Origin of the sequence: Alloalcanivorax xenomutans, assembly GCF_900217905.1 — a bacterium.
GTDB classification, from domain to species: domain Bacteria; phylum Pseudomonadota; class Gammaproteobacteria; order Pseudomonadales; family Alcanivoracaceae; genus Alloalcanivorax; species Alloalcanivorax xenomutans.
The window spans coordinates 13,079-35,195 of record NZ_OBMO01000009.1; the positions used below are offsets into that span (position 1 = coordinate 13,079).

The following is a 22,117-nucleotide window of genomic DNA, read 5'->3' on the forward strand; positions in this document are numbered from 1 at the left end:
CGGAAAAACGCCGGGATTATAACGCAAACGCCACCCGGAGGTGGCGTGCAAAAGGCAGAAAAAGCAAACAAAGCAAAAGTAACAAAAACAAAATCAGCGCATTACGGGTTCGTGCAACGATCAGGCAGCTATGGCGTTACGCAGCTTTTTGATCGCGTTGTTCTCCAACTGGCGGATCCGCTCGGCGGACACGCCGTACTCATCAGCCAGCTCTTGCAGGGTGGACTTGCTGTCCGCCAGCCAGCGGCGTTCGAGAATGTCGCGGCTGCGATCATCCAGCGCCAGCAGGGCGGAGCCCAGCTTGCGGGAGTTACGGTCCTGATCGTCCTGCTCGGCAAGCAGTTCAGCGGGGTCGCTGTTGTCGCTGTGCAGGTACGCGGCCGGTGACGGAATGGTGTTGTCCTCATCGTCGTTGATGGGGCCGTCGAAGCTGGCGTCATAGGCGCCCAGCCGACCTTCCATTTCCTTCACCTGTTCCGGGGTTACCCCCAGATCATCGGCTACCCGGGCGGCTTCTTCCGGCGTCAACCGGCCCAGACGTTTCTTCTGACCACGCAGATTGAAGAAAAGTTTCCGCTGGGCCTTGGTGGTGGCCACTTTGACGATACGCCAGTTACGGATCACGTATTCGTGAATCTCCGCTTTGATCCAATGCACCGCGAAGCTGACCAGGCGCACACCCTTGGCCGGATCAAAGCGTTTCACCGCCTTCATCAGACCCACGTTGCCTTCCTGGATCAGATCGCCCAGCGGCAGACCGTAGCCGGTGTAGCTGCGTGCGATATGCACGACAAAGCGCAGATGGGCCAGTACCAGATTGCGGGCGGCATCCAGGTCTTCCTGAAAGTACAACCGCTCCGCCAGTACCCGCTCTTCCTCGGCACTGAGCACCGGCACGGCGTTGACCGCGCGGATATAGGCGTCCAGGTCATTACCCGGTACCGCCAGCGGCATGGCCTGTGCACGTTGCAGTTGTGTGTTCATGTATCCCTTCTCCCTTTTGGATGGGAAAGATATTAGCACTCGGTCCCTTTGAGTGCTAATAAGGGTTTTGGTTCCCCGCTATCGTCGGAATCAATAATGACCCCGCTCTCCCCATCGGACCCCGATCTGGATCAATGATTCCATGGTTGGATGACGAATGGATGTAACGGGAAGTAAAAAAGCAGGATCGCGAACTCGGATATGGCTACGAAGCTCCCACAGCGGCCTCGTAGTCCGGTCTTTGGATAGCCGGCTGTCCGGCGCCTAGAACTGCGGCTCGATCTCGCCCAGGTGCCTGCTCACCGCCAACCAGGCGCCGAGCAGGCCCAGGGCGCCGCTGAACAGCGGCAGGATCAGAGCGGTTGCCGGGGACATCCCTGTGAGCGAATGCTCACTTTTGTACAGATCCAGCAACTGATTGACCGGGCCGCCCAGCCACCACAGGGCGGTGCCGACCAGGATCAGCGCCCCCAGCCCGCCGGCGAAACCGCAACAGAAGCCGCTATAAAGGAAGGGACGGCGGACAAAGCCGTCGGTGCCGCCGACGATCTTGATCACCACGATCTCTTCGCGGCGGCTCTCGATGGCCAGCCGTACCGTATTCACCACCACCAGCACCACGGCGGCGGCCAGGGCCAGGGTCAGCACGCCGATCAGGCGCTGCCCCAGCTCGATAATGGCATGCAGGCGCCGCACCCAGGCCACATCCAACTGTGCCAGATCCACTTCCGGCAGCTTCGACAGGCGTTGCTGCAGGGCCTCCAGCGCCGCCGGCTCATTGTTGGACGGGAACACCACGATCAGCGGCGGCAGCGGGTTGTCCGGCAGGGCTTCGAGCACGTCACCGAAACCGGATTGTTCACGGAATTCATCCAGCGCCTGCTGGCGGGTGATGACTTCGGTGTCCGCCACGCCGTCCAGGGCTGCCCAATCCTTGGCCAGAGCCCGTTGCCGCTCCTCGTTGACATCCATCTTCAGAAAGACGGACAGATGGGCGCGGCCATCCCAGCCCTGGGTGATGACCCGGGCGTTGTCCAGCAGCACCGACAGGCCGGTGGGCAGGGCCAGGGCGATGGCGATCACCAGGATGGTGAGCAGAGTACTGCCGGGAGTACCGCGCATGCGCCCCAGCGCGTCCGCCAGCGAGTCCCGGTGATGGTGCCGCCAGGCGGTGAAATGATCGCCCAGGGAGGTGCGGGCGCTGCGGGCGCCGGCGGGGCGTTTCGGGTTACGCGCCATACCAGTCTCCCGCGGCCGGGGTGGCGCTCTCGACGCCATCGTGGATCAGATTGCCTTCGCGCAGAGTCAGCAGGCGGTGGCGGTAGCGGGCGATCAGCGACAGGTCATGGGTGGCGATCAATACCGCCACGCCAACCCGGGCGAAGTCGTGGAACAGGTCCATGATTTCCGCGGACAGGGCCGGGTCCAGGTTGCCGGTGGGCTCGTCGGCCAGTAGCAGAGGTGGCTTGTTGACCACCGCCCGGGCGATGCCCACCCGCTGCTGTTCGCCGCCGGAGAGCATGATCGGATTCTGCTTCTCCTTGCTGAGCAGGCCCACTTTGTCGAGGGCGGCGCGCACCCGTTTGCCGATATCCGCCTTGGGGAAACCGGCGATCACCAATGGCAGGGCCACGTTGTCGAACACACTGCGATCGAACAGCAACTGGTGGTTCTGGTGGACCATGCCGATTTTGCGGCGCAGCAAAGGGATATGGCGGTTGCCGAAGCCATTCAGGTTTTGCCGGCCGACGAAGATCTGCCCCTGAGTCGGGCGCTCGATCATCATGATCAACTTGAGCAGGGTCGATTTGCCGGCGCCGGAATGGCCGGTAAGAAAGGTGAGCTGCCCGGCGGGCAACTCGAACGACACCCTGCGCAGGGCATCCTTGCCGCTGGCGTAGCGCTTGCTGACCCGGTCGAATTTGATCATGGATGCTGGTCTCGTTGAGCGTGCTGGGGAGCTTCGATCAGGAGGTCACGTCCTCGAACAGGGCCTGCACGAATTCCTCGGCGTTGAAGGGCCGCAGATCCTCCAGGCGTTCACCGACACCAATGAAGCGGATCGGCAGACCGGTGCGTTTGGCCAGAGCGAACAGGATACCGCCTTTGGCGGTGCCATCCAGTTTGGTCAGCACCAGGCCGGTGACACCGGCGGTCTCACGGAATTCCAGGGCCTGGTTGATGGCGTTCTGGCCGGTACCGGCGTCCAGCACCAGCAGCACCTCGTGGGGCGCTTCCGGGGACAGCTTCTTCATCACCCGGGTGACCTTGGACAGCTCCTCCATCAGGTTGCCGCGAGTATGCAGGCGGCCGGCGGTGTCGGCGATCAGTACATCCGCCTGGCGGGACTGGGCGGCCTGCACCGCGTCATAGATGACACTGGCGGAGTCGGCGCCGGTATGCTGCGCCACCACCGGAATATCGTTGCGCTCGCCCCATACCTGCAATTGCTCCACGGCGGCGGCGCGGAAGGTGTCGCCGGCGGCCAGCATCACATTGCGGCCCTCCGCCTTGAAGCGGCAGGCCAGCTTGCCAATGGTGGTGGTCTTGCCGACGCCGTTCACGCCCACCATCAGGATCACGTGGGGTTTGTGCGCGCCGTCGATGACCAGAGGCTGATCCACCGGCACCAGCAGCTTGCGCAGTTCTTCCTGCAGCGCTTCATAGAGGGCATCGGCATCCACCAGCTCCTGGCGGCCGACGCGCTCGGTCAGCGCCTGGATGATCACGTCGGTGGCTTCCACGCCGACGTCCGCCACCAGCAGCTGGGTCTCGATCTCCTCGAAGATCTCGTCGTCGATCTCCTTGGCGCCCACCAGCAGATCCGCCAGACCCTTGCCCAGGTTCTTGCTGGTCTTGCTCATGCCCGCTTTCATGCGGGCCCAGAAACCGGCCTTGTCTTCTTCCTCGCTCGCTACCGGCGCGGTGGCTGGAGGCTCGGGCGCGGCCACGGGTTTCTCCGGTTCCGCGCTTTCCGCGGGCTCCGGTGTGGTTTCACGCCGCTCCGCCGGAGGGGCGGTGGAGGCCGGTTCGCTGGACTCTGTCTCGTCCGCGGCGGGTCCGGCCGGAGCCGCTTCCTCGCGGTCGCGGCGGAACATGCGCGAGAAGAAACCGCCTTTCTTTTGTTCCTTCTCGGCAGGGTTATCGTCGTCGCGGGAAACTTCGTCGTTCATGATCAGTCGTATCCATCGGGTTGTCCGGCCGCGGCCGGAAGAACCCGCCCTGGTGGCGGATTCGGAAAAAGCGTCGCCCGCGTCGGCGGGCGAGCGGGTATCCTACCACTGTCGCGGAGCCTGTTCATGGCCTATGCGACGCCACCGTGAACGCGGTATGGCGGCCGCTGCCCAACCGGCCGTTGGTGAATAAGGGGGGAGCCGGCGCGCTGGTGGTGTGAGTCCGGCATTTCCGATCAGAGTATGAGAGGACGTTTGATGAGAATCCTGGTGGTAGCGTTAGTGTTGGGGATGTTGTCATCCCTGGCCCGGGCGGACTTGCCGACCCACGAATTCAGTCTGGATAACGGTCTGCGCGTGCTGGTGCGCGAGGATCACCGGGCGCCGGTGATCACCGTGATGATCTGGTTCAAGGCGGGCAGCATCGACGAGGCCCCCCATGAAACCGGGCTGGCCCATTTACTCGAGCACATGATGTTCAAAGGCACCAAACATCTGGGACCGGGAGAATACTCACGGATCGTGGCCCGCTTTGGCGGTAGCGACAACGCCTTCACCAGTTACGATTACACCGCTTATTTCCAGCAGTATGAGTCCTCGCGTCTGCCCCTGGCGCTGGAGCTGGAAGCGGAGCGCCTCAAGAATCTGGAGATCGACGACCAGGAGTTCCATCGTGAGCTGCAGGTGGTGATGGAGGAGCGCCGGCAGCGCACCGACGATAACCCCAATGCTCTGGCCTGGGAGAAGTTCCAGGCGGTGGCGCGGCCCGGCACCGGTTACGCCCACCCGATCATCGGCTGGCGCGACCTGCTGGCCCAGCTGCAACCGGAGCAGGCGCGCAGCTGGTTCCAGCGCTATTACGTGCCGTCCAACGCCACCCTGGTGATTGCCGGCGACGTCACCGAGGAACAGGTACGGCCACTGGTACAACGCTTTTTCGCCAAGCTGCCGGCCGGGGAGACGCCGCCAAGGCCGAAACTCAGTCTCGAGCCGCCCGCCGGAGAGCGGCGCCTGTCCCTGCGTCTGCCGGTAAAAGTGCCGGCCCTTTACATGACCTATAACGTGCCGTCGCTGACCACCGCCGAGGACAAGAAAGTGTTCTATACCCTGACCATGCTGGCCGGGGTTCTGGATGGCGGCCTCAGCGCCCGCATTGAAACGGAACTGGTGCGGGGGCAGCGTCTGGCCGCTGGCGCCGGCGCTGGTTACAGCGGTTTGCAGCGGGGCAGTGGGACCTTCACCTTCACCGCCACGCCCAATCCGGAGGTAACCCTGGAGCAGTTGGAACAGGCCTTGCTGGATCAGATCCGTGCCCTGGCCGAAACGCCGCCCAGTGCGCGGGAAATGGAACGGGTGCGCGCCAGTGTCACCGCCAGCCAGGTGTATCAGCGGGATTCGGTGATGGGCCAGGCCATGGAACTGGGCATGCTGAGCACACTGGGTCTGGATTGGCGGCTGGCCGGCGAGTTCGAGGCCAACCTTGCCAAGGTCACCGCCGAGGATGTGCGGGACGCCGCCCGCCGGTGGCTGGTGGATGAGCGCCGCACCACCGCCTTTGTGTTGCCAGAGAAGGCGCAGCCAGAGAATGCACAGCCGGAGGAACAATAATGCGCGCGATGAAAGTAGCGATTTGGAGTGTGATGTGCGCGTGGTTGTTGGCCGGCTGCGCCAGCTTCCCCGCCTCGGAGCGGCAGGTGCGCCAGGCGGAGCCGGCGGCGCCGGAGCTGGATATCCAGTCCTGGCATACCTCCGGAGGCGCCCGGGTGATGTTCGTCCAGAGCGAGGCGCTGCCCATGCTGGATGTGCGTCTGGTAATGAACGCCGGAGGCGCCCGTGACGGCGATCTGCCGGGGCTGGCGGCCATGACCAGCGCGCTGATTGGCGAGGGGGCCCAGGGGTTGAGCGTGGACGATATCGCCCGGGGGTTCGAGGACAAGGGCGCGCAGTTTTCCTCTGGCAGTTACCAGGACATGGCCGTGATCAGCCTGCGTACCCTGTCCGAGCCGCAATGGCGGGACCCGGCTCTGACCCTGCTGGCGCGGGTGGCGGGCCAGCCCACTTTCCCGCGGGACGCTCTGGAGCGCATTCGCACCCAGATGCTGCAGGGACTGAAAATGGAGCGGCAGGTGCCGGGCCCGCAGGTTCAGAAAGCATACCAGAAGCTGCTGTTCGGCGATCATCCCTATGGGCATGCGGAGGGTGGCACCTTGGAGAGCCTGCCGCGTATTCAGCGTCAGGATCTGGTGGATTACCACCAGCGCTATTACACCGCCGGCAATACCGTCATCGCCCTGGTTGGCGATGTCAGCCGGGCACAGGCCGAGCGGATCGCCCAGCGTCTCAGCGATGCTTTGCCACAAGGCGGCGCGGCGCCGGCGTTGCCCCGCGCCAGGACGCTGTCCGCCCGCAAAGTGGAACATCTGACTTTTCCGTCCACCCAGACCCATATTCTGCTCGGCAACCAGGCCACCTGGCGTGGTGATCCGGACCATGTCGCCTTGTATGTGGGCAATTACATTCTCGGCGGCGGCGGCTTCGCTTCCCTGCTGACCCAGGAGGTGCGCGAAAAGCGCGGCTATGTGTATGGCATTTCCAGCCACTTCAAACCCATGGCCGCCGGCGGTCCGTTCACAGTACAACTACAAACCGCCAACGATAATGCCAGCGATGCGCTCGCTCTGACCCTGGATCAGATCCGTCGTTTCATCGCCGAAGGGCCCAGCGAGGAAGAGCTGGCCATGGCCAAGGACAACATTCTTGGTGGCATGGCACTGGAAACCGCCGACAACAGCGATATCATCGGCCAGCTCGGCGCCATCGGCTTCTACGATCTGCCTCTGGACTATCTGCAACGGTTCAACCAGCAGGTGCGGGATCTGACCGTGGCGGACATTCAGGCGGCAATGCGGAAGGCGGTGGATCCGGATCATCTGGCGATTGTCAGTATCGGCCCGGAAGCGCCCGCCCTGCCCGCCATGCAAACGGTCGAAAGTAATGAAAGCCAAGGGAAAGACCAGTAAAGGGCAGGTGCGGATCATCGGTGGCGAATTTCGCGGCCACCGTCTGCACTTCGTCGACCAGGGGGGCGATCTGCGCCCCTCCGGGGACCGCCTGCGCGAGACCCTGTTCAACTGGTTGCAATGGGAGTTGTCCGGGGCCCGGGTGCTGGATCTGTTCGCCGGCTCCGGAGCTCTGGGCGCGGAAGCGCTGAGCCGAGGTGCCGAGCGTGCCATCCTGGTGGAGAAAAAAAAGGAGCGCTGTTCCGACCTGTCCCGCCAACTGCGCCCCTTGTTCGGGGAGCGGGTGGTGATACAGTGCGCCGACGCTTTGAAATGGTTGCCGAGGACGGCGGAGCGCTTTGATCTTGTGTTCGTTGACCCGCCCTATGATCTGGGGCTGGCGGAACCCGCCTGCCGCGCCCTGGAGGCGCTCAAGCTGCTGATGCCGGAGGCGTTGATCTACGTCGAATCCCGGCGCCAGGACGGAGCGCCGGAAGTGCCGGAGAATTGGCGGCTGCTGAAGGAAAAGAGCGGCGGCGACGTGCTGGCCCGGCTGTTCCAGCGGGAATGATGACTGGGATAAGGGCGCTACAAGGCCGCTGTGGGAGCTTGCCTGCAAGCGAATGGGCACTGAAGCCCGAAAAAATTCGCTTGCAGGCAAGCTCCCACAGCGGCTTCGTGGTGACCCGGAACTGCGGCGTGCCAGCGAATTGCGAATAGCAGCGGTCCTCTTCATGGAAGAAGGGAGCGCGAGGTTTCAAAAACACTGAGGAAAGTATATGTGGCTTGCCGTGGCGGCAGTGGTTGCCGGCCTGATTGTTCTTGTCTGGAGTGCTGACCGGTTTGTTGATGGCGCCGCCACCACGGCCCGTTACGCGGGCATGCCGTCCTTGCTGATCGGCATGGTGGTGATCGGTTTTGGCACCTCGGCGCCGGAAATGGTGGTATCCGCCCTGGCCGCCGCGGATGGCAATCCGGGGTTGGCATTGGGTAACGCCTACGGCTCCAACATCACCAATATCGCTTTGATCCTCGGCCTGGTGGCGGCGATCAGTCCGATCGCCGTGCATTCCTCTGTGCTGCGCAAAGAACTGCCCATACTGCTGGTGATCACTCTGCTGTCCGCGGCGCTGATCCATGACGATCTGGTCAGCCGCATGGACGCGGTGGTGTTGCTGCTGGTCTTCGCGGCGCTGATGGGGTGGTCCATCTATCAGGGCATGCGGGGAGAAGGCGACCCTCTGGGTGGAGATGTGGACCAGGAGGCGTTCGCCCATCCGATGAGCAAGGGACGGGCTCTGTTCTGGATGCTGCTGGGGCTGGCCTTGCTGGTGGTCAGCTCCCGTATTCTGGTCTGGGGCGCGGTGGAAATTTCCCAGGCGCTGGGGGTCAGTGACCTGATCATCGGTCTGACCGTGGTCGCCATCGGCACCTCCCTGCCGGAACTGGCCTCCAGCCTGGTGGCCATCCGCAAAAACGAGCACGATCTGGCGCTGGGCAATGTGCTAGGCTCCAACCTGTTCAATACCCTGGCGGTGGTGGGGATCGCCGGCGCGATCCATCCGGTGGCGGTGGAACCGGCGGTGCTTTATCGGGACTGGGCGGTGATGACCGGCCTGACCCTGCTGCTGTTCGTGTTCGGGTATGGCTTCCGTGGCCGGGGGCGAATCAATCGCTTGGAAGGCTCGGTATTGCTGGTTATTTATCTGGCCTACACCGGTTATCTTGTGACCACCATGGTGCCTTGACGCGGTGACGATGGCGGCGAGCAAAAGAAGGTGGGCCGCCGGGGGGCGCCCGGCCGTGAAAGCCACGGCGAAAAGAGGACAATGGAATGCGTGAGCGTCTGGAGCAGCAGTCTTTTCTGGCTTTTCTGATTCTGGTGACGGTGGCCTTCTTGTTGCTGCTGCGCCCTTTTTATGCGCCGGTGTTCTGGGCCTTCGCGGTGGCACTGATCTTTTTTCCGATGCAGCGCCGTCTGTTGGCGCGCTGGCCGGGGCGGCGCAATCTGGCCGCCATGATCACCTTGCTGTTGAGCATCGTGGTGGTGGTCATCCCGGTGCTGGTGGTGGCGGCCTCCTTCATCCGGGAAGGGCTGGCGGTGTATGACCGCGTGCAACAGGGGGAATTTGATCCGGCCAGCTATCTGCAAAAACTGGAGATGGCCTTCCCTTCCGCCCATTACTGGTTGCAACGTCTGGGGGTGGATTTCTCCGATCTGGGCGCGCAGTTGATGTCGGGCCTGAAGGCCGCCGGCCAGTTCCTGGCCAAGCGGGCGCTGGATGTGGGGCAGAATACGTTCCAGTTCTTCGTCAATCTCGGCCTGATGTTGTATCTCACCTTCTTCCTGCTGCGTGACGGCCCCGCTCTGGTGAACCTGTTGATCCGGGCGTTGCCGCTGGGCGATGACCGGGAGCGGATGATTTTCAGTAAGTTCGCCGAAGTGACTCGCGCCACGGTGAAGGGCAACCTGGTTATCGCGGTGATACAGGGGGCACTGGGGGGCCTGATCTTCTGGATCCTGGGTATGCCGGCGGCGGTGTTGTGGGCGGTGGTGATGGCGCTGCTGTCGTTGATTCCGGCCCTGGGGGCCAGTCTGGTCTGGGTGCCCGTGGCGCTTTATATGTACGCCGTCGGAGACGTCACCGAGGCGCTGATTCTGGTGTTGTTCGGTGTATTCGTCATCGGACTGGTGGATAATCTGTTGCGCCCGGTCCTGGTGGGCCGGGACACCAAGCTGCCTGACTATCTGGTGCTGTTTTCCACCCTGGGTGGATTGACCCTTTTCGGCATCACCGGTTTCGCCTTGGGGCCGTTGCTGGCGGGGCTGTTCGTCTCATTCTGGCAAATCTTCATTCAGGAGTTCAATGTGGAGCCGGCCGGGAACCTGGCCGCCACGGACGGGTCCACTGAGGAACAATCGGTGCCGGAAACCGAAGTCCGGATTCCGGGGGGAAATAAGGACGACAACGGTAATAACGAGGGATAATGATGAAATTCCTGCTGCTGCCCATGCTGCTGCCTTTTTTGATGGCCATGACCATGTCCGGTTGCGAGGACGAGGATGGTGATGGCGGCGGCCGCTTCCGGTCCGAGGCCACGATTCACTATTACAATCAAATTACCAGTCAGGGTGCGGCGGATGAGAACAATCTGACCGCGAATATCACACTGGAAAACGAAGACGAGAGCGACAGCGCCACTGGGATCGGCTACTCACGGGAAAGCGAAGGCCCGGAATTGTCCGTGCGTATCGATGATACCAACGACAATGAAGACAACAGCGTGTCATTTGAAGGCGTTAATCCCAACGGAGGGCAGCTTTTCCGTGAGCGCCTGCGCCTGGCCAATGACACCCGCTACACGGCGGTGTCTTACGGTGATACCTCCACGGGTAACACCGACGCGCTGGTGATCCAGCAGGATCAAAGTGATGTGGAATCCGGTTCGTCCCGTTTCCGGGTGATCAACACGGTGGACCCGGACAATGTCGGCGCCTTCTCCTTTGATCTGCGCTATAACGATGCCGGTTCCGGCAACTACTTCGCTTCCGACCTGGATCGTGGCGAGGATTCCGGCTATCAGACCACCAATGCCGGAGGCCTTAATCTGGTGGTGGTCAGCAATGGCTATTCCCCTGAGCGCGTCCTGGCTCGGGTGGACTGTTCATTGAGCGGCGGGCGCGCCTACGATGTGATCCTGGCGGCGAGCGATCCTCTGAACCCGCCGTTGACCGAGGGGGAGGCGGAGGACGGACTGGTTATTTATTGCCATCCTCATGAACGCGACTGATTGACCTGATTCGCCCGTGGTGATCGCCGCGGGCGCAAGCCCCGCCACACTACTCGCCCGCTATGGCGCCCGCCCGGCTCCGGTATATACTCGCGCTCCTTTGATCCTGTTCCCATCCCGTTCCGTGGAGACCGTCGATGTTCAAGGTTAACGAGTATTTCGATGCCAAGGTGGCGTCCATTGCCTTCCAGACCGAGGATAAGCCCGCCACCGTCGGCGTCATGGCCCCGGGCGACTATGAATTCGGCACCAGCCAGCATGAAACCATGACCGTGGTCAGCGGTGCCCTTACCGTGCAACTGCCGGGCGCGGAGGACTGGCGCACCTACGCCGCCGGCGAGACCTTCGAAGTGGAGGCCGATCAGCGCTTCCAGGTGAAAGTGGCGGTGGATACCGCTTATCTGTGCCTGTACGGCTGATCGAAAAACGCGGTATTCGCTGGCAAGGCAGCTTCCCACGGAGGGATACTACGGAGCCGCTGTGGGAAGCTGCCTTGGCAGCGAATCGGCGTGTGGAAGTGCTCGCCCCATGCTCCCCCACTTTTGCCCCACCTCCCCATTCTGATTAGTATTCCCTGCTTTCCAACGCCAGGAGTTGACGGTGCCCGCTATCCATACCCGCGAACCGGCCCTGATCCTTCGTGCCGGTGATGAGGCCATCGCGCACATCCGCGAGCATGGGCTGCGCGCGGAAGACATCGAGGTGCTGCCCGGTGCCGCCGGCGGGCCCAAGGGAATCGGGATTGCTGGTCTGGATCAGGCTATTTTCGGCGACTTTTTGTCGCGGGCGCCGCGCCGGCGCACCTTGATCGGGGCCTCCATCGGCAGCTGGCGCTTCGCCGCCGTGGCCAGTGGCAAGGATGGCGCCGCGCGCTCCGGGGCGCTGGCGCGGCTGGCGGAGCTGTATACCCGCCAGCGTTTCCCCAAAGGCATTACCGCCCACGAGGTCACTCGCCGTTGTGCCGCCATGCTCTCCGAGCTGCTTGATGAGCAGGACCACACCATCCTCGACAACCCGGACTATCGTTTGGTGGTGGTGGTGATCCGCAGCCGTGGCCTGATGACGCGGGACGGCGGCCTGGGGTTGGGGTTGGGACTGGCCGGAGTGATTGGCGGTAATTTACTGAGCCGCCGGGCGCTGGGTGCTTTCATGGAGCGTGGCCTGGTCTACACCGGTGGCCAGGACAACCTGCCGTTGGCGCCGCTGGCGGATTTCGCCACCCACCATGTGCCATTGACCGCCGACAACCTGCGTGCCGCCCTGCTGGCCAGCGCCGCCATTCCCATGGTGCTGGAAGGGGTGCGGGATATTCCCGGGGCCCCGCCAGGCGTCTACCGGGATGGCGGCATGCTCGATTACCATCTGGACTTGCCGTACCGCACGGAAGGGCTGGTGTTGTATCCGCATTTCACCGACCGGGTGATTCCCGGCTGGTTCGACAAGCCGCTGCGCTGGCGCAATGGCGACCCCGGGCGTTTGTCCCGCACCGTATTGGTGTCGCCGTCACCGCAGTATCTGGCCAGCCTGCCGCATGGCAAGCTGCCGGATCGCACCGACTTCAAGCGTTATCTCGATGATGACGCCGGCCGTGAACGCTATTGGCGCATGGCCATCGATGAAAGCCGGCGCCTGGGAGATGAATTTTTGCAACTGGTGGAGAGCGGTCGTTGCGCCGATCGCCTGCATCCTCTGCTGGGCCGCCGGCCCGCGAACTGATTTGGCCCGCAGGTTGCACGGCCAGGCTCCGTGTTTTCCTCATAGTCACGGAGTTTGTCATGTCCTCATCCGATGATTACCCGCTGAGCGCTGTTCCCGAGGACCAGCGTAAGGGGTTGCTGTCCACCTCGGTGGTGCTGCTCGGCTTCACGTTCTTCACCGCCACCATGTGGGCCGGCGGCAACCTGGGGACCGCGTTCTCGTTCCCTGAACTGCTCATGGTGATCCTGGTGGGCAACCTGCTGCTGGGAGCCTACGCCGCCGCGCTGGCCTATATTGCCTGCCGCAGCGGACTGAACACCGTGCTGATGGGGCGCTACTGTTTCGGGGAGAAGGGCAGCAAGCTGTCTGACTGCTTGCTGGGCTTTACCCAGATCGGCTGGTACGCCTGGGGTACCGCCACCATCGCCATTGCTCTGGTGAAGATGACGCCGCTGCCGCAATGGCTGGAGTTGCCGTTGATGGTGGTGTTCGGCTTTGGTTTTTGTGTCACCGCCATGGTGGGGTATCGCGGGCTGGACTGGCTGTCCCGGTTCGCGGTGCCGGCCATGCTGCTGTTCATCGGTGTCAGCCTCTACCGGGGCGTGGTCGATGTGGGCGGATTCGAGGCGCTGAGCGCTCGCGCCGGCGGCGGTGATATGGGCTTTGCCGCCGCCATCACGGTAGTGATTGGCACTTTTGTCAGTGGCGGTACCATGGCGACCAACTGGAGCCGCTTTGCCCGCAATGGCCGTATCGCGGTGATCGCCACCCTGGCGGCGTTCTTCCTCGGCAACGGTTTGATGGTGCTGGTCGGCGCCATGGGCACGCTGATTTACCAGCAGGCCGATATCGTCGACGTGATGATTACCCAGGGCTTCGTGGTGCTGGCGCTGTTGATGCTGTTCCTGAACATCTGGACCACTCAGGACAATACCATCTATAACTTCTCGGTGGCCGGCTGCAATCTGCTGCGCACCGACCGGCGTCGTGTGGTAACCGTCGCCGGGGCCGGTATTGGTACGCTGCTGGCGGTGTTCGGCATGTACGATCTGCTGGTGCCGTTCCTGATCCTGCTCGGCACCTTCATTCCGCCGCTGGGCGGGGTGATCATGGCCGACTTCTGGGTGCGTTTCCGCGGCCAATACCCTTCTCTGGAGGGTACGGTATTGCCGGCTTTCCAATGGTCTGGTCTGGGCGCCTACGCTCTCGGCGCCCTGGCGGCCTGGAGCTCGCCGGTATTGCCGCCGGTGGTCGGGGTGGGGGTGGCCTTCCTGGCCCATGCCCTGATTTCCCGCCTGTTTCCAGCGGCGGAGGGCGTCCCGGAGCAATCGTGAGCTTTTTTCAGCCTTGAGCCCGTTTTTGGAGTGATCATGGAAATCGTCAACGTCCGTCTGCGTCAGCAACCTGATCTGTACACTTTGCGTATCGAGGAGGGGCGCTTCGCCGCCATCGAGCGCCAGCCGGGTTCGGTGGCGGCGGCACAGGGGCAGCGGGATGGTCAGGGACGGTTGGCCTGTGCGCCTCTGGTGGAACCGCACATCCATTTGGACGCGGCCTTTACCGCCGGTGAACCGGCCTGGAACCAGAGCGGCACCCTGTTCGAAGGCATCGAGCGCTGGAGCGAACGGCGCCCCATGCTCAGCAACGAGGACGTGCGCCAGCGCGCGCTACGCACCATGGAACTGCTGGTGGGACGGGGTGTGCAGCACATCCGCACCCACGCCGACACCACCGATCCGGACCTGGTGGCGCTGCGGGCGTTGTGCGAACTACGCGATGAATTGAAGGATTATATCGACCTGCAGGTGGTGGCGTTTCCCCAGGAGGGGCTTCTGTCCAGCCCGGGTGGGTTGGAGCGCATGGAGCAGGCGCTGGAAATCGGCGCCGACGTGGTCGGCGGCATTCCCCATTTCGAGTTCACCCAGGAGCTGGGCAACGCCTCGATGAAGAAAGTCATCGAACTGGCGATCCGTTATGACCGGCTGGTGGACGTTCACTGCGACGAGATCGACGATCCCAATTCCCGTTTCCTGGAAGTGCTGGCCAGCGAGGCGCTGTTCAACGGGCTCGGCGGGCGTGTCACCGCCAGCCACACCACCGCCATGCATTCCTATGACAACGCCTATTGCTCCAAGCTGTTCCGGTTGCTCAGGCAGTCCGGCATCAACTTCATTTCCTGTCCCACCGAGAGCCTGCATTTGCAGGGGCGTTTTGATAATTATCCGAAACGGCGCGGCCTGACCCGGGTGAAAGAACTGAACGCGGCGGGCATCAATGTGTGCTTCGGCGAGGACTCCATTTTTGACCCCTGGTATTCCCTCGGCAACGGCAGTTTGCTGCGAACGCTGGATTTCGGGCTGCACATCTGCCACATGATGGGCTATCAGGACTTCAGCCGGGCGTTGGACCTGATCACCGACAACAGCGCGCGAACCCTGAACATCCATGACCGCTACGGCATCGCCGTGGGTAAGCCGGGTAATTTCATTCTGCTCGATGGCGAAGACGACTATTCGGTGCTGCGGCGTCAGGGCGAGGTGCTGCTCTCGGTGCGCGGCGGCAAAGTGATCATGGAGCGCGAACCTTCCCGCCTGCTGACGCCCGCCTATCTGCCCGGCGCGGAATAATCCGCGCCGGGAATCTGTGCTACTCTTGCTCACCGCTTCCGCGATTCGCTGGCACGCACACGACAAAGGCAACTACAAGGCCGCTGTGGGAGCTTGCCCGCAAGCGAATTGGACTCGCTTCTGAAGAATTCGCTTGCGGGCAAGCTCCCACAGTGGCTTCGTAGCCCCTCCCGTGGGAAGGGCTGATCAACAGCGACAACCTGACTCTCAACCCTTGACCGATTCGTGCAATCACAGTCTCTGACACGCCAAATATGGCGGCAAACCTGGCCGATGACCCTGGGCGTGATGTCGCTGCTGGGGTTCAATCTGGTGGACAGCGTTTTCGTTGCCCGCCTGGGCACCGAGCCGCTGGCGGCGCAGTCGTTTACCTTCCCGCTGGTGTTTCTCAGCATTGGCGTGCAGGTCGGCGTGGGCATCGCCATCGCCGCGCTGATCTCCCGTGCCATCGGCGCGGGCGAATCACATCGGGCCGGGCGCCTGGGATTGCTGGTGCTGGCCGGCGGTGGTGGGCTGATGGCGTTGTTACTGGCGCTGCTGTGGCTGGTGCAGGAACCGGCTTTCTCTCTGCTCGGCGCCAGTGAGTCGATTCGTGAGCTGATCCGGCCATTCTGGACCGTGCAGGTGGTGGCGTCCTGGCTGGGCGCCCTGGCGTACTTTGGCTACAGTCTGTTCCGGGCGCACGGTAATACCCGTTTTCCCGGCACCATGATGGTGCTCACCAGCCTGATCAACCTGTGTCTGGACCCGTTACTGATCTTCGGCATCGGCCCCTGGCCGGGGCTGGGGCTTATCGGCGCCGCCTGGGCGTCTTTGCTGGCGTTTGGCTGCGGTGTGCTGGTGGTGGCCTGGGCGCTGCGCGGCCGTGGCTGGCTGGAGCGGGTGGGGGCCTGGCGGGAAGCGCGTGCCTCGGCGCTGCCGTTCGCCCATATCGCCGGCCCGGCCATGATCAGCCAGTTAATGCCGCCGCTGGCCTCGATGCTGGCCACCGGCCTGGTGGCGCGCCTCGGCGAAAGCGCGGTGGCGGCGTGGGGGCTGACCAGCCGTCTGGAGAGCTTTTCCATCGTCCTGGTGCTGGGTATGACCATGGCGTTGCCGCCCTGGCTGGGCCGTTGTTACGGTGCCGGCAACTGGGCCGAGGTGGAGCGGCTGATGGCCAGCGCGGCGCGCATGGTGCTGTTCTGGCAGCTGGCGCTGGGCGTGGTCTTCGCCCTGGCGGCACGGCCATTGGCGTCGGCACTGGTGGCCAGCGGGGAAGTGCGGGACACCCTTACTGTCCTGATTCGTGTCCTGCCGCCCAGTTATGGCCTGCTGGGGGTCTGTATGCTGGTGGTTTCGGCCAGCAACGCCCTGGGCTGGCCCTGGCGGGCCATGGGGATCTCGTTCCTGCGCCTGTTCGCCTGTTATCTCCCCCTGCTGTGGTTGGGATCGGTGCTGGCCGGTTTCACTGGCCTCGCGCTGGGGGCGGCCCTGGGCAATGGATTGGCTGGGGTGATGGCCTGGCGAATGTACCGGGGCGCGGTGGCGCCGAAGCTTGTCGGCCGGACGTCTGAGGCCTGAAGTCCGGCTTTCTTCAAAAATTCGTCGTCTTTTGCACTTGGCAGGCCCGCCGGTATGGGGAAAAGTGTTCGGATGCCTGTTGGCGTATCACAAGAACATAAGAAAGTGCACAAGGAGAGACCATGAACCTGAGATCCGCGATCCGAGCCCCTCTGGCCGCCGCCGTGCTGTTGGCGGGCACTGCTGTTCATGCCGCCGATACCGGTCTGGTGGAACGGGTGCAGCAGCTGGCCGAAGCCCAGAGCGGCGACCTGGAAAAGACCTTCAAGCATCTGCATGCCAATCCGGAACTGGGGTTCCATGAAACCGAGACCGCCGCCATGGTGGCCAAGCGCCTCAACAAGCTTGGGTATAAGGTGCACACCGGTATCGGCGGTACCGGCATCGCCGCGGTGCTCGAGAACGGTGACGGTCCGGTGGTCATGTTCCGCAGCGATATGGATGCGCTGCCGGTGAAGGAAGACACCGATCTGCCTTATGCCAGCGACAAGCAGGTGACCCTGCCCGACGGCAGCCAGACCTATGTCATGCACGCCTGTGGCCATGACAGTCATGTCAGCTGGTTGTTGGGGATCGCCAAGGTGATGAAGGAAACCCGCAAGGACTGGTCCGGCACCCTGGTGCTGGTGGCGCAACCGGCGGAAGAGTTGATCGAAGGCGCCCAGGCCATGGTGGACGACGGGCTTTACGACAAGGTGCCTGAGCCGGAATTGCTGATCGCCGCCCACGTCTTCCCGATCTGGGCATCGGGCACGGTGGCGGTGCGCGCTGGCCGCCGCATGGCTGGCTCAGATGCTCTGGATGTGACCCTGCATGGCGTCGGCGGCCACGGCTCCTCGCCGCAGCACACTGTTGATCCGGTGGTGCTGGGAGCTCGTTCGGTGATGGCCTACCAGACCATTGTCAGCCGTAATGTGGATCCGCAACAGCCGGCGGTGTTGACCGTGGGCAGTGTTCAGATCGGTGAGGCCAACAACGTGATTCCGGATAACGGCGTGCTCAAGCTGAACCTGCGCTGGTACGAGAAGCCGGTGCGCGAACAACTGATCAGCGCGATCAAACGGGAAACCAACGGTCTGGCCAAGGCTGCCGGAGTCCCCGAGGACCGTATGCCGGAATACACCATGAAAGGGTACGCCGAGCCGGTCTATAACGATGAAGCCTTGGTGGACTGGGCCAAGCCGGTGCTGGCCTCGGTGTTGGGTGAGAAGGCGCTGATGCCGGGCTTCCCGCCGGTAATGGGGTCCGAGGATTTTCCGCTGCTGGTATCCGGTCTGGAGAATACCAAGACGCTGTTCATGGAAGTGGGCGGGGGCGCTCCGGACGTGACCAAGGTCTACATGGAAACCGGTAAGCTGCCACCGCTGAACCATAACCCGAAGTTCGAGATCAAGAACCCGGCGCTGGCGATCACCACCGCGGTGAAAGCCGGCAGCATGCTGCTGCTGGATTCGTTGAAGCCGAAGGGCTGATACCGCGGGTCAGCCAAACCCCACTAGGGCGCTGCTGTAGGAGCTTGCCTGCAAGCGAATTGTTTGGGTCGAAAGCCGATTCGCTTGCAGGCAAGCTCCTACAGTGGCTTCGTGGCGTGGCTCACGAGCCGCGATCCTGTTTGACCCTTCAGGCGCTGCGCAGATGATGCGCGTGATAGCGCAAATGGTCGTCGATAAAGCTGGCGATGAAGAAATAGGAATGGTCGTAACCGGGTTGCATGCGCAATGTCAGCGGCACTTCCGCTTCCTTGCAGGCGGCCTGTAAGGCTTCCGGCCGCAGCTGTCCGTCCTGGTAGAAATTATCGGCGTCCCCCTGATCAACCATCAACGCCAGATTGCTGCCACGGCTTTTTACCAGTTCACAGGCATCCCATTCCCGCCAGTTGGTCTGATCCTTACCTAAATATCCGCTGAACGCGGACTCGCCCCAGGGACACTGGCTCGGGTTGCAGATCGGGGCGAACGCGGACACCGAAGTGTAACGCCCCGGGTTCTTGAGGGCGCAGATCAAAGCGCCATGCCCGCCCATGGAGTGGCCGCTGATGGCCGCCTTGCCATTCAGGGGGAAGTGCGCTTCCAGCAGCGCCGGCAGCTCCCCGGTAACGTAGTCGTACATATGGTAGTGCCGGTTCCAGGGGGATTCGGTGGCGTTGATATAGAAGCCGGCGCCGGAGCCGAAATCATAGCGATCGTGTTCTCCGGGGAGATCGGTGCCACGGGGGCTGGTATCCGGGCAGACGATGGCAATGCCCAGCTCCGCGGCTATGCGCTGGGCGCCGGCTTTCTGCATGAAGTTTTCGTCGGTGCAGGTGAGGCCGGACAACCACCACAGCAAAGGCACGGATTTTTCTTCCGCCGCCGGTGGCAGGTAGATGGCGAAGATCATTTCGCAGTACAGCGCTTCACTGCGATGCTTGTAGCGTTTCAGCCAGCCGCCGAAGGACTTGGTGGCGGAGATCAGCTCCAGCTCGTCGGACATCGTTTTCCCTCCTTCGTGGGAGAGGCCGGGCACGCCGGGCCTCTCCGGCCAACAGATACTTTAGTAGAGAATCACCGAGCGAATGCTTTTGCCTTCATGCATCAGGTCAAAGGCGGTGTTGATCTCGTCCAGCGGCATGGTGTGGGTGACGAATTCATCGATCATGATTTCGCCCTTCATGTAGCGTTCCACATAGCCGGGCAGCTCGGTACGGCCCTTCACTCCGCCAAAGGCGGAGCCCTTCCAGACGCGGCCGGTGACCAGTTGGAACGGGCGAGTGCTGATTTCCTCGCCGGCGCCGGCGACACCGATGACCACCGATTCGCCCCAGCCTTTGTGGCAGCACTCCAGCGCGGAGCGCATGACATTGACGTTACCGATGCATTCGAAGGAGTAGTCCACGCCGCCGTCGGTGAGTTCGACGATCACTTCCTGGATGGAAGCGCTGTGGTCATTCGGGTTGACGAACTCGGTGGCGCCGAACTGACGGGCCAGGGCTTCTTTTTCCGGATTGATGTCGATGGCGATGATACGTTCCGCCTTGGCCATCACCGCGCCCTGGATCACGGCCAGGCCGATGCCGCCGAGACCGAACACCGCCACAGTGGAGCCGGGCTCCACCTTGGCGGTGTTCAGCACCGCGCCGATACCGGTGGTGATGCCGCAGCCGAGCAGGCAGATTTTGTCCAGCGGCGCTTCCTTGCTTACCTTGGCCAGGGAAATCTCCGGCAGCACGGTGTATTCGGAAAAGGTGCTGGTGCCCATGTAGTGGTGCAGCATCTTGCCTTTATGGGAGAACCGGCTGGTGCCATCGGGCATCAGGCCCTGGCCCTGGGTGGCACGTACCGCTTGGCACAGGTTGGTCTTGCCGGAGAGGCAGAACTTACACTTGCGGCACTCGGCGGTGTACAGCGGAATGACATGGTCACCGGGTTTCAGGCCGGTGACGCCTTCGCCCACCTCCTGCACCACACCGGCGCCTTCGTGGCCGAGGATGGAGGGAAACAGACCTTCGGGATCGGTGCCGGAAAGGGTGTAGGCATCGGTGTGGCAGACGCCGGTGGCGGCAATTTTCACCAGCACCTCACCGGCCTTCGGGCCGGCCACGTCCACTTCCTCGATCACCAGGGGTTTGCCTGCTTCCCAGGCTACGGCGGCTCTTGATTTCATGTTTCTCTCCATCTCCAGGCTGGGTGCACGATTCGCGGGGGGGCTGGCGGAGGGACCAGCCGTTCCCGTGATTATCAGAGGATGCTGGCAGTGTAGTGCAGCGCCGAGGGGAGGATTAAGGCATTATGGCGCAATTGATTATTGCCTGGGAGCAACAATGCAGCATTGGGATCGTATCGAGGCGTTCGTGGAAGTGGTGCGACGCGGGTCCTTTGCCGGTGCCGCCAAGCGATTGGGGGTGTCCAGTTCCCATGTCAGCCGGCTGGTGGCACGCCTGGAAACCCAGCTGGAAACCCAGCTCTTGTACCGTACCACCCGGACCTTGAAGCTCACCGATGCGGGTTCGGTGTATTTCGAGCACTGCGCCCAGTTATTCGACGGTTTCCAGGAGGCCCTGGCGGCGATTGGTGATTATCAGCAACAACCTTCCGGGGTGCTGCGGCTGACCTGCGCTTCCACCTTCGGTGAGAAGTACATCGCGCCGGTGGTTAATGACTTCCTCGCGCGACACAGCCGTTTGCAAGTCCATATGGAGTTCACCAACCGCCGTGTGGATATCGTTGATGAAGGCTTCGATGTGGCGATCCGCACCGGTGCCCTGCCGGATTCGTCCTTGATCGCCCGGCGCCTGTGCGACCGCCGGGAGTACATTGTTGGCTCGGCGGAGTATTTCGAACGGCACGCCCGCCCCCATACCCTGGGGGAACTGGCGGCGCACAATTGCCTGCACGGTTCCCTGGATCACTGGACCTTCGATGTGGAGGGTCAGCATCGCACCCAACGGGTCCAGGGCGGCTGGCGTGCCAACTCCGGCCTGGCGTTGCTTGACGCGGTGCGCAAGGGGCTGGGGCTGGCGCAGTTACCGGATTACTACGTGGAAGAAGATCTGGCCTCCGGGCGGCTGGTGTCGGTATTGGACCAATACGCCTGTGCCCACACCGCGGTGTGGGTGGTTTATCCCCGCCACCGGCACCTGTCGCCCAAGGTGCGTCAATTCGTCGATTTCCTCATCGAGAACCGGATTCGCTAGCGCCGCTCCCTGGCTGTCTGCACCTCCCTGCTCCTTCAGTGACGCATGGCGAAGGAGATGGATTCCGGTCGGCTCAATTTGAGGAAATCCCCCATGCCCATCTTGATCACCTCCGTATGGGAGCCGGCATTGAACGCCAGCCAGTCCTGCTTGAGCAGGCTTTCATCAATGAAGACGCGCATGTTGTAAAGGGGGCCGAACGGCGGTTCGCCGCCCACTTCGCAGAGTGGGAAACGGTCCCTGAACTGATCTTCCCGGGCCAGGGACAGATGGCGGGCGCCCAGGGCCTGGCGCAGACGGTCCGGGTCCACATACTCATTGGCGGGCAAGACCGCCATGGCCAGCTCGCCATCCACGGACACGATCACCGTTTTCGCCATGTGATCACCGGGGATGTGCGTGGATTGCGCGGTCTGCGCCGCGGTGGCGGTGGGGGGATGGTTATAGCAGTGGTAGTTCACCTGGTTGCTGTCGAGCAACTCGGTCAAAGCGCGTACGGCCATGATGCACCTCCTGCCGGTAGCGAAAACCGTGTTTCCTCCAGAATAGGAAGGGCGGGCCGGTGGGGAAAATACCGTTGGGCTATATGGGCATATCGGCATACAACCGCGG

The 22,117-nt window shown here is 62.8% G+C and carries 20 protein-coding genes; 13 read left to right on the top strand and 7 right to left on the bottom strand.

The window, feature by feature from the left end; translation table 11 throughout:
* Window positions 1-120: 120 nt before the first annotated feature.
* The 4 genes from rpoH to ftsY form a co-directional block, all read right to left on the bottom strand.
* Window positions 121-984: an RNA polymerase sigma factor RpoH gene (gene rpoH, locus CRO06_RS08385; protein WP_022997091.1), complete on the bottom strand. Its 864-nt coding sequence runs from the start codon at window positions 982-984 to the stop codon at window positions 121-123.
* 264 nt (window positions 985-1,248) lie between these two features.
* Complete coding sequence (ftsX, locus tag CRO06_RS08390) at window positions 1,249-2,223, bottom strand: permease-like cell division protein FtsX (protein WP_026948372.1); 975 nt, start codon at window positions 2,221-2,223, stop codon at window positions 1,249-1,251.
* A complete protein-coding gene (gene ftsE, locus CRO06_RS08395; RefSeq protein ID WP_022997089.1) occupies window positions 2,213-2,914 on the bottom strand; it encodes a cell division ATP-binding protein FtsE in 702 nt (233 codons plus the stop codon). Before ftsE ends, ftsX begins: the two co-directional genes overlap by 11 nt.
* A 37-nt stretch (window positions 2,915-2,951) precedes the next feature.
* Window positions 2,952-4,157 carry a signal recognition particle-docking protein FtsY gene (ftsY, locus tag CRO06_RS08400; protein WP_097058215.1) on the bottom strand — a complete coding sequence of 402 codons (1,206 nt, stop codon included), beginning with the start codon at window positions 4,155-4,157 and terminating at the stop codon, window positions 2,952-2,954.
* A 258-nt stretch (window positions 4,158-4,415) separates the two neighbouring features.
* Between ftsY and CRO06_RS08405 the strand changes: the two genes are divergently transcribed.
* The 12 genes from CRO06_RS08405 to CRO06_RS08460 all read left to right on the top strand — a co-directional run bounded on the left by CRO06_RS08405 (window position 4,416) and on the right by CRO06_RS08460 (window position 18,305).
* Window positions 4,416-5,765, top strand: a complete 1,350-nt coding sequence (locus CRO06_RS08405) for a M16 family metallopeptidase (RefSeq protein ID WP_097058216.1) — start codon at window positions 4,416-4,418, stop codon at window positions 5,763-5,765.
* A complete protein-coding gene (locus CRO06_RS08410; RefSeq protein WP_097058217.1) occupies window positions 5,765-7,177 on the top strand; it encodes a M16 family metallopeptidase in 1,413 nt (470 codons plus the stop codon). Before CRO06_RS08405 ends, CRO06_RS08410 begins: the two co-directional genes overlap by 1 nt.
* On the top strand, window positions 7,152-7,727 hold the full coding sequence (gene rsmD / locus CRO06_RS08415) for a 16S rRNA (guanine(966)-N(2))-methyltransferase RsmD (protein WP_026948376.1): 576 nt from the start codon (window positions 7,152-7,154) through the stop codon (window positions 7,725-7,727). The genes CRO06_RS08410 and rsmD overlap by 26 nt, the downstream gene beginning before the upstream one ends.
* A 208-nt stretch (window positions 7,728-7,935) precedes the next feature.
* Window positions 7,936-8,904 carry a calcium/sodium antiporter gene (locus CRO06_RS08420; RefSeq protein WP_097058218.1) on the top strand — a complete coding sequence of 323 codons (969 nt, stop codon included), beginning with the start codon at window positions 7,936-7,938 and terminating at the stop codon, window positions 8,902-8,904.
* Between the two features lie 86 nt (window positions 8,905-8,990).
* On the top strand, window positions 8,991-10,145 hold the full coding sequence (locus tag CRO06_RS08425) for an AI-2E family transporter (protein ID WP_097058219.1): 1,155 nt from the start codon (window positions 8,991-8,993) through the stop codon (window positions 10,143-10,145).
* Window positions 10,145-10,948: a DUF4397 domain-containing protein gene (locus CRO06_RS08430; protein WP_022997081.1), complete on the top strand. Its 804-nt coding sequence runs from the start codon at window positions 10,145-10,147 to the stop codon at window positions 10,946-10,948. Before CRO06_RS08425 ends, CRO06_RS08430 begins: the two co-directional genes overlap by 1 nt.
* Before the next feature lie 137 nt (window positions 10,949-11,085).
* Complete coding sequence (gene ppnP / locus CRO06_RS08435; RefSeq protein ID WP_022997080.1) at window positions 11,086-11,367, top strand: pyrimidine/purine nucleoside phosphorylase; 282 nt, start codon at window positions 11,086-11,088, stop codon at window positions 11,365-11,367.
* Between the two features lie 181 nt (window positions 11,368-11,548).
* Window positions 11,549-12,664: a hypothetical protein gene (locus CRO06_RS08440; RefSeq protein ID WP_022997079.1), complete on the top strand. Its 1,116-nt coding sequence runs from the start codon at window positions 11,549-11,551 to the stop codon at window positions 12,662-12,664.
* 59 nt (window positions 12,665-12,723) lie between these two features.
* Window positions 12,724-13,980, top strand: a complete 1,257-nt coding sequence (gene codB, locus CRO06_RS08445; protein ID WP_022997078.1) for a cytosine permease — start codon at window positions 12,724-12,726, stop codon at window positions 13,978-13,980.
* A gap of 36 nt (window positions 13,981-14,016) precedes the next feature.
* On the top strand, window positions 14,017-15,273 hold the full coding sequence (gene codA, locus CRO06_RS08450; protein WP_097058220.1) for a cytosine deaminase: 1,257 nt from the start codon (window positions 14,017-14,019) through the stop codon (window positions 15,271-15,273).
* Window positions 15,274-15,546: 273 nt separating this feature from the next.
* On the top strand, window positions 15,547-16,833 hold the full coding sequence (locus tag CRO06_RS08455; RefSeq protein ID WP_022997076.1) for an MATE family efflux transporter: 1,287 nt from the start codon (window positions 15,547-15,549) through the stop codon (window positions 16,831-16,833).
* 122 nt (window positions 16,834-16,955) lie between these two features.
* On the top strand, window positions 16,956-18,305 hold the full coding sequence (locus tag CRO06_RS08460; protein ID WP_022997075.1) for an amidohydrolase: 1,350 nt from the start codon (window positions 16,956-16,958) through the stop codon (window positions 18,303-18,305).
* 148 nt (window positions 18,306-18,453) lie between these two features.
* On the opposite strand, the gene fghA is transcribed toward CRO06_RS08460, so the two are convergent.
* Together fghA and CRO06_RS08470 are read right to left on the bottom strand one after the other, a co-directional pair.
* Window positions 18,454-19,305 carry an S-formylglutathione hydrolase gene (gene fghA, locus CRO06_RS08465; RefSeq protein ID WP_055098916.1) on the bottom strand — a complete coding sequence of 284 codons (852 nt, stop codon included), beginning with the start codon at window positions 19,303-19,305 and terminating at the stop codon, window positions 18,454-18,456.
* Window positions 19,306-19,365: 60 nt separating this feature from the next.
* Window positions 19,366-20,475: an S-(hydroxymethyl)glutathione dehydrogenase/class III alcohol dehydrogenase gene (locus tag CRO06_RS08470; RefSeq protein ID WP_022997073.1), complete on the bottom strand. Its 1,110-nt coding sequence runs from the start codon at window positions 20,473-20,475 to the stop codon at window positions 19,366-19,368.
* Between the two features lie 157 nt (window positions 20,476-20,632).
* Here CRO06_RS08470 and CRO06_RS08475 point away from each other — a divergent pair, with 157 nt between their 5' ends.
* Window positions 20,633-21,505 carry a LysR family transcriptional regulator gene (locus tag CRO06_RS08475; protein ID WP_022997072.1) on the top strand — a complete coding sequence of 291 codons (873 nt, stop codon included), beginning with the start codon at window positions 20,633-20,635 and terminating at the stop codon, window positions 21,503-21,505.
* Window positions 21,506-21,540: 35 nt separating this feature from the next.
* Here the strand turns inward: CRO06_RS08475 and CRO06_RS08480 are convergent, their stop codons facing one another.
* Window positions 21,541-22,008 (bottom strand): aminoacyl-tRNA deacylase, encoded by a 468-nt coding sequence (locus tag CRO06_RS08480; protein WP_022997071.1) that lies wholly within the window; start codon window positions 22,006-22,008, stop codon window positions 21,541-21,543.
* Between the last annotated feature and the right edge of the window lie 109 nt (window positions 22,009-22,117).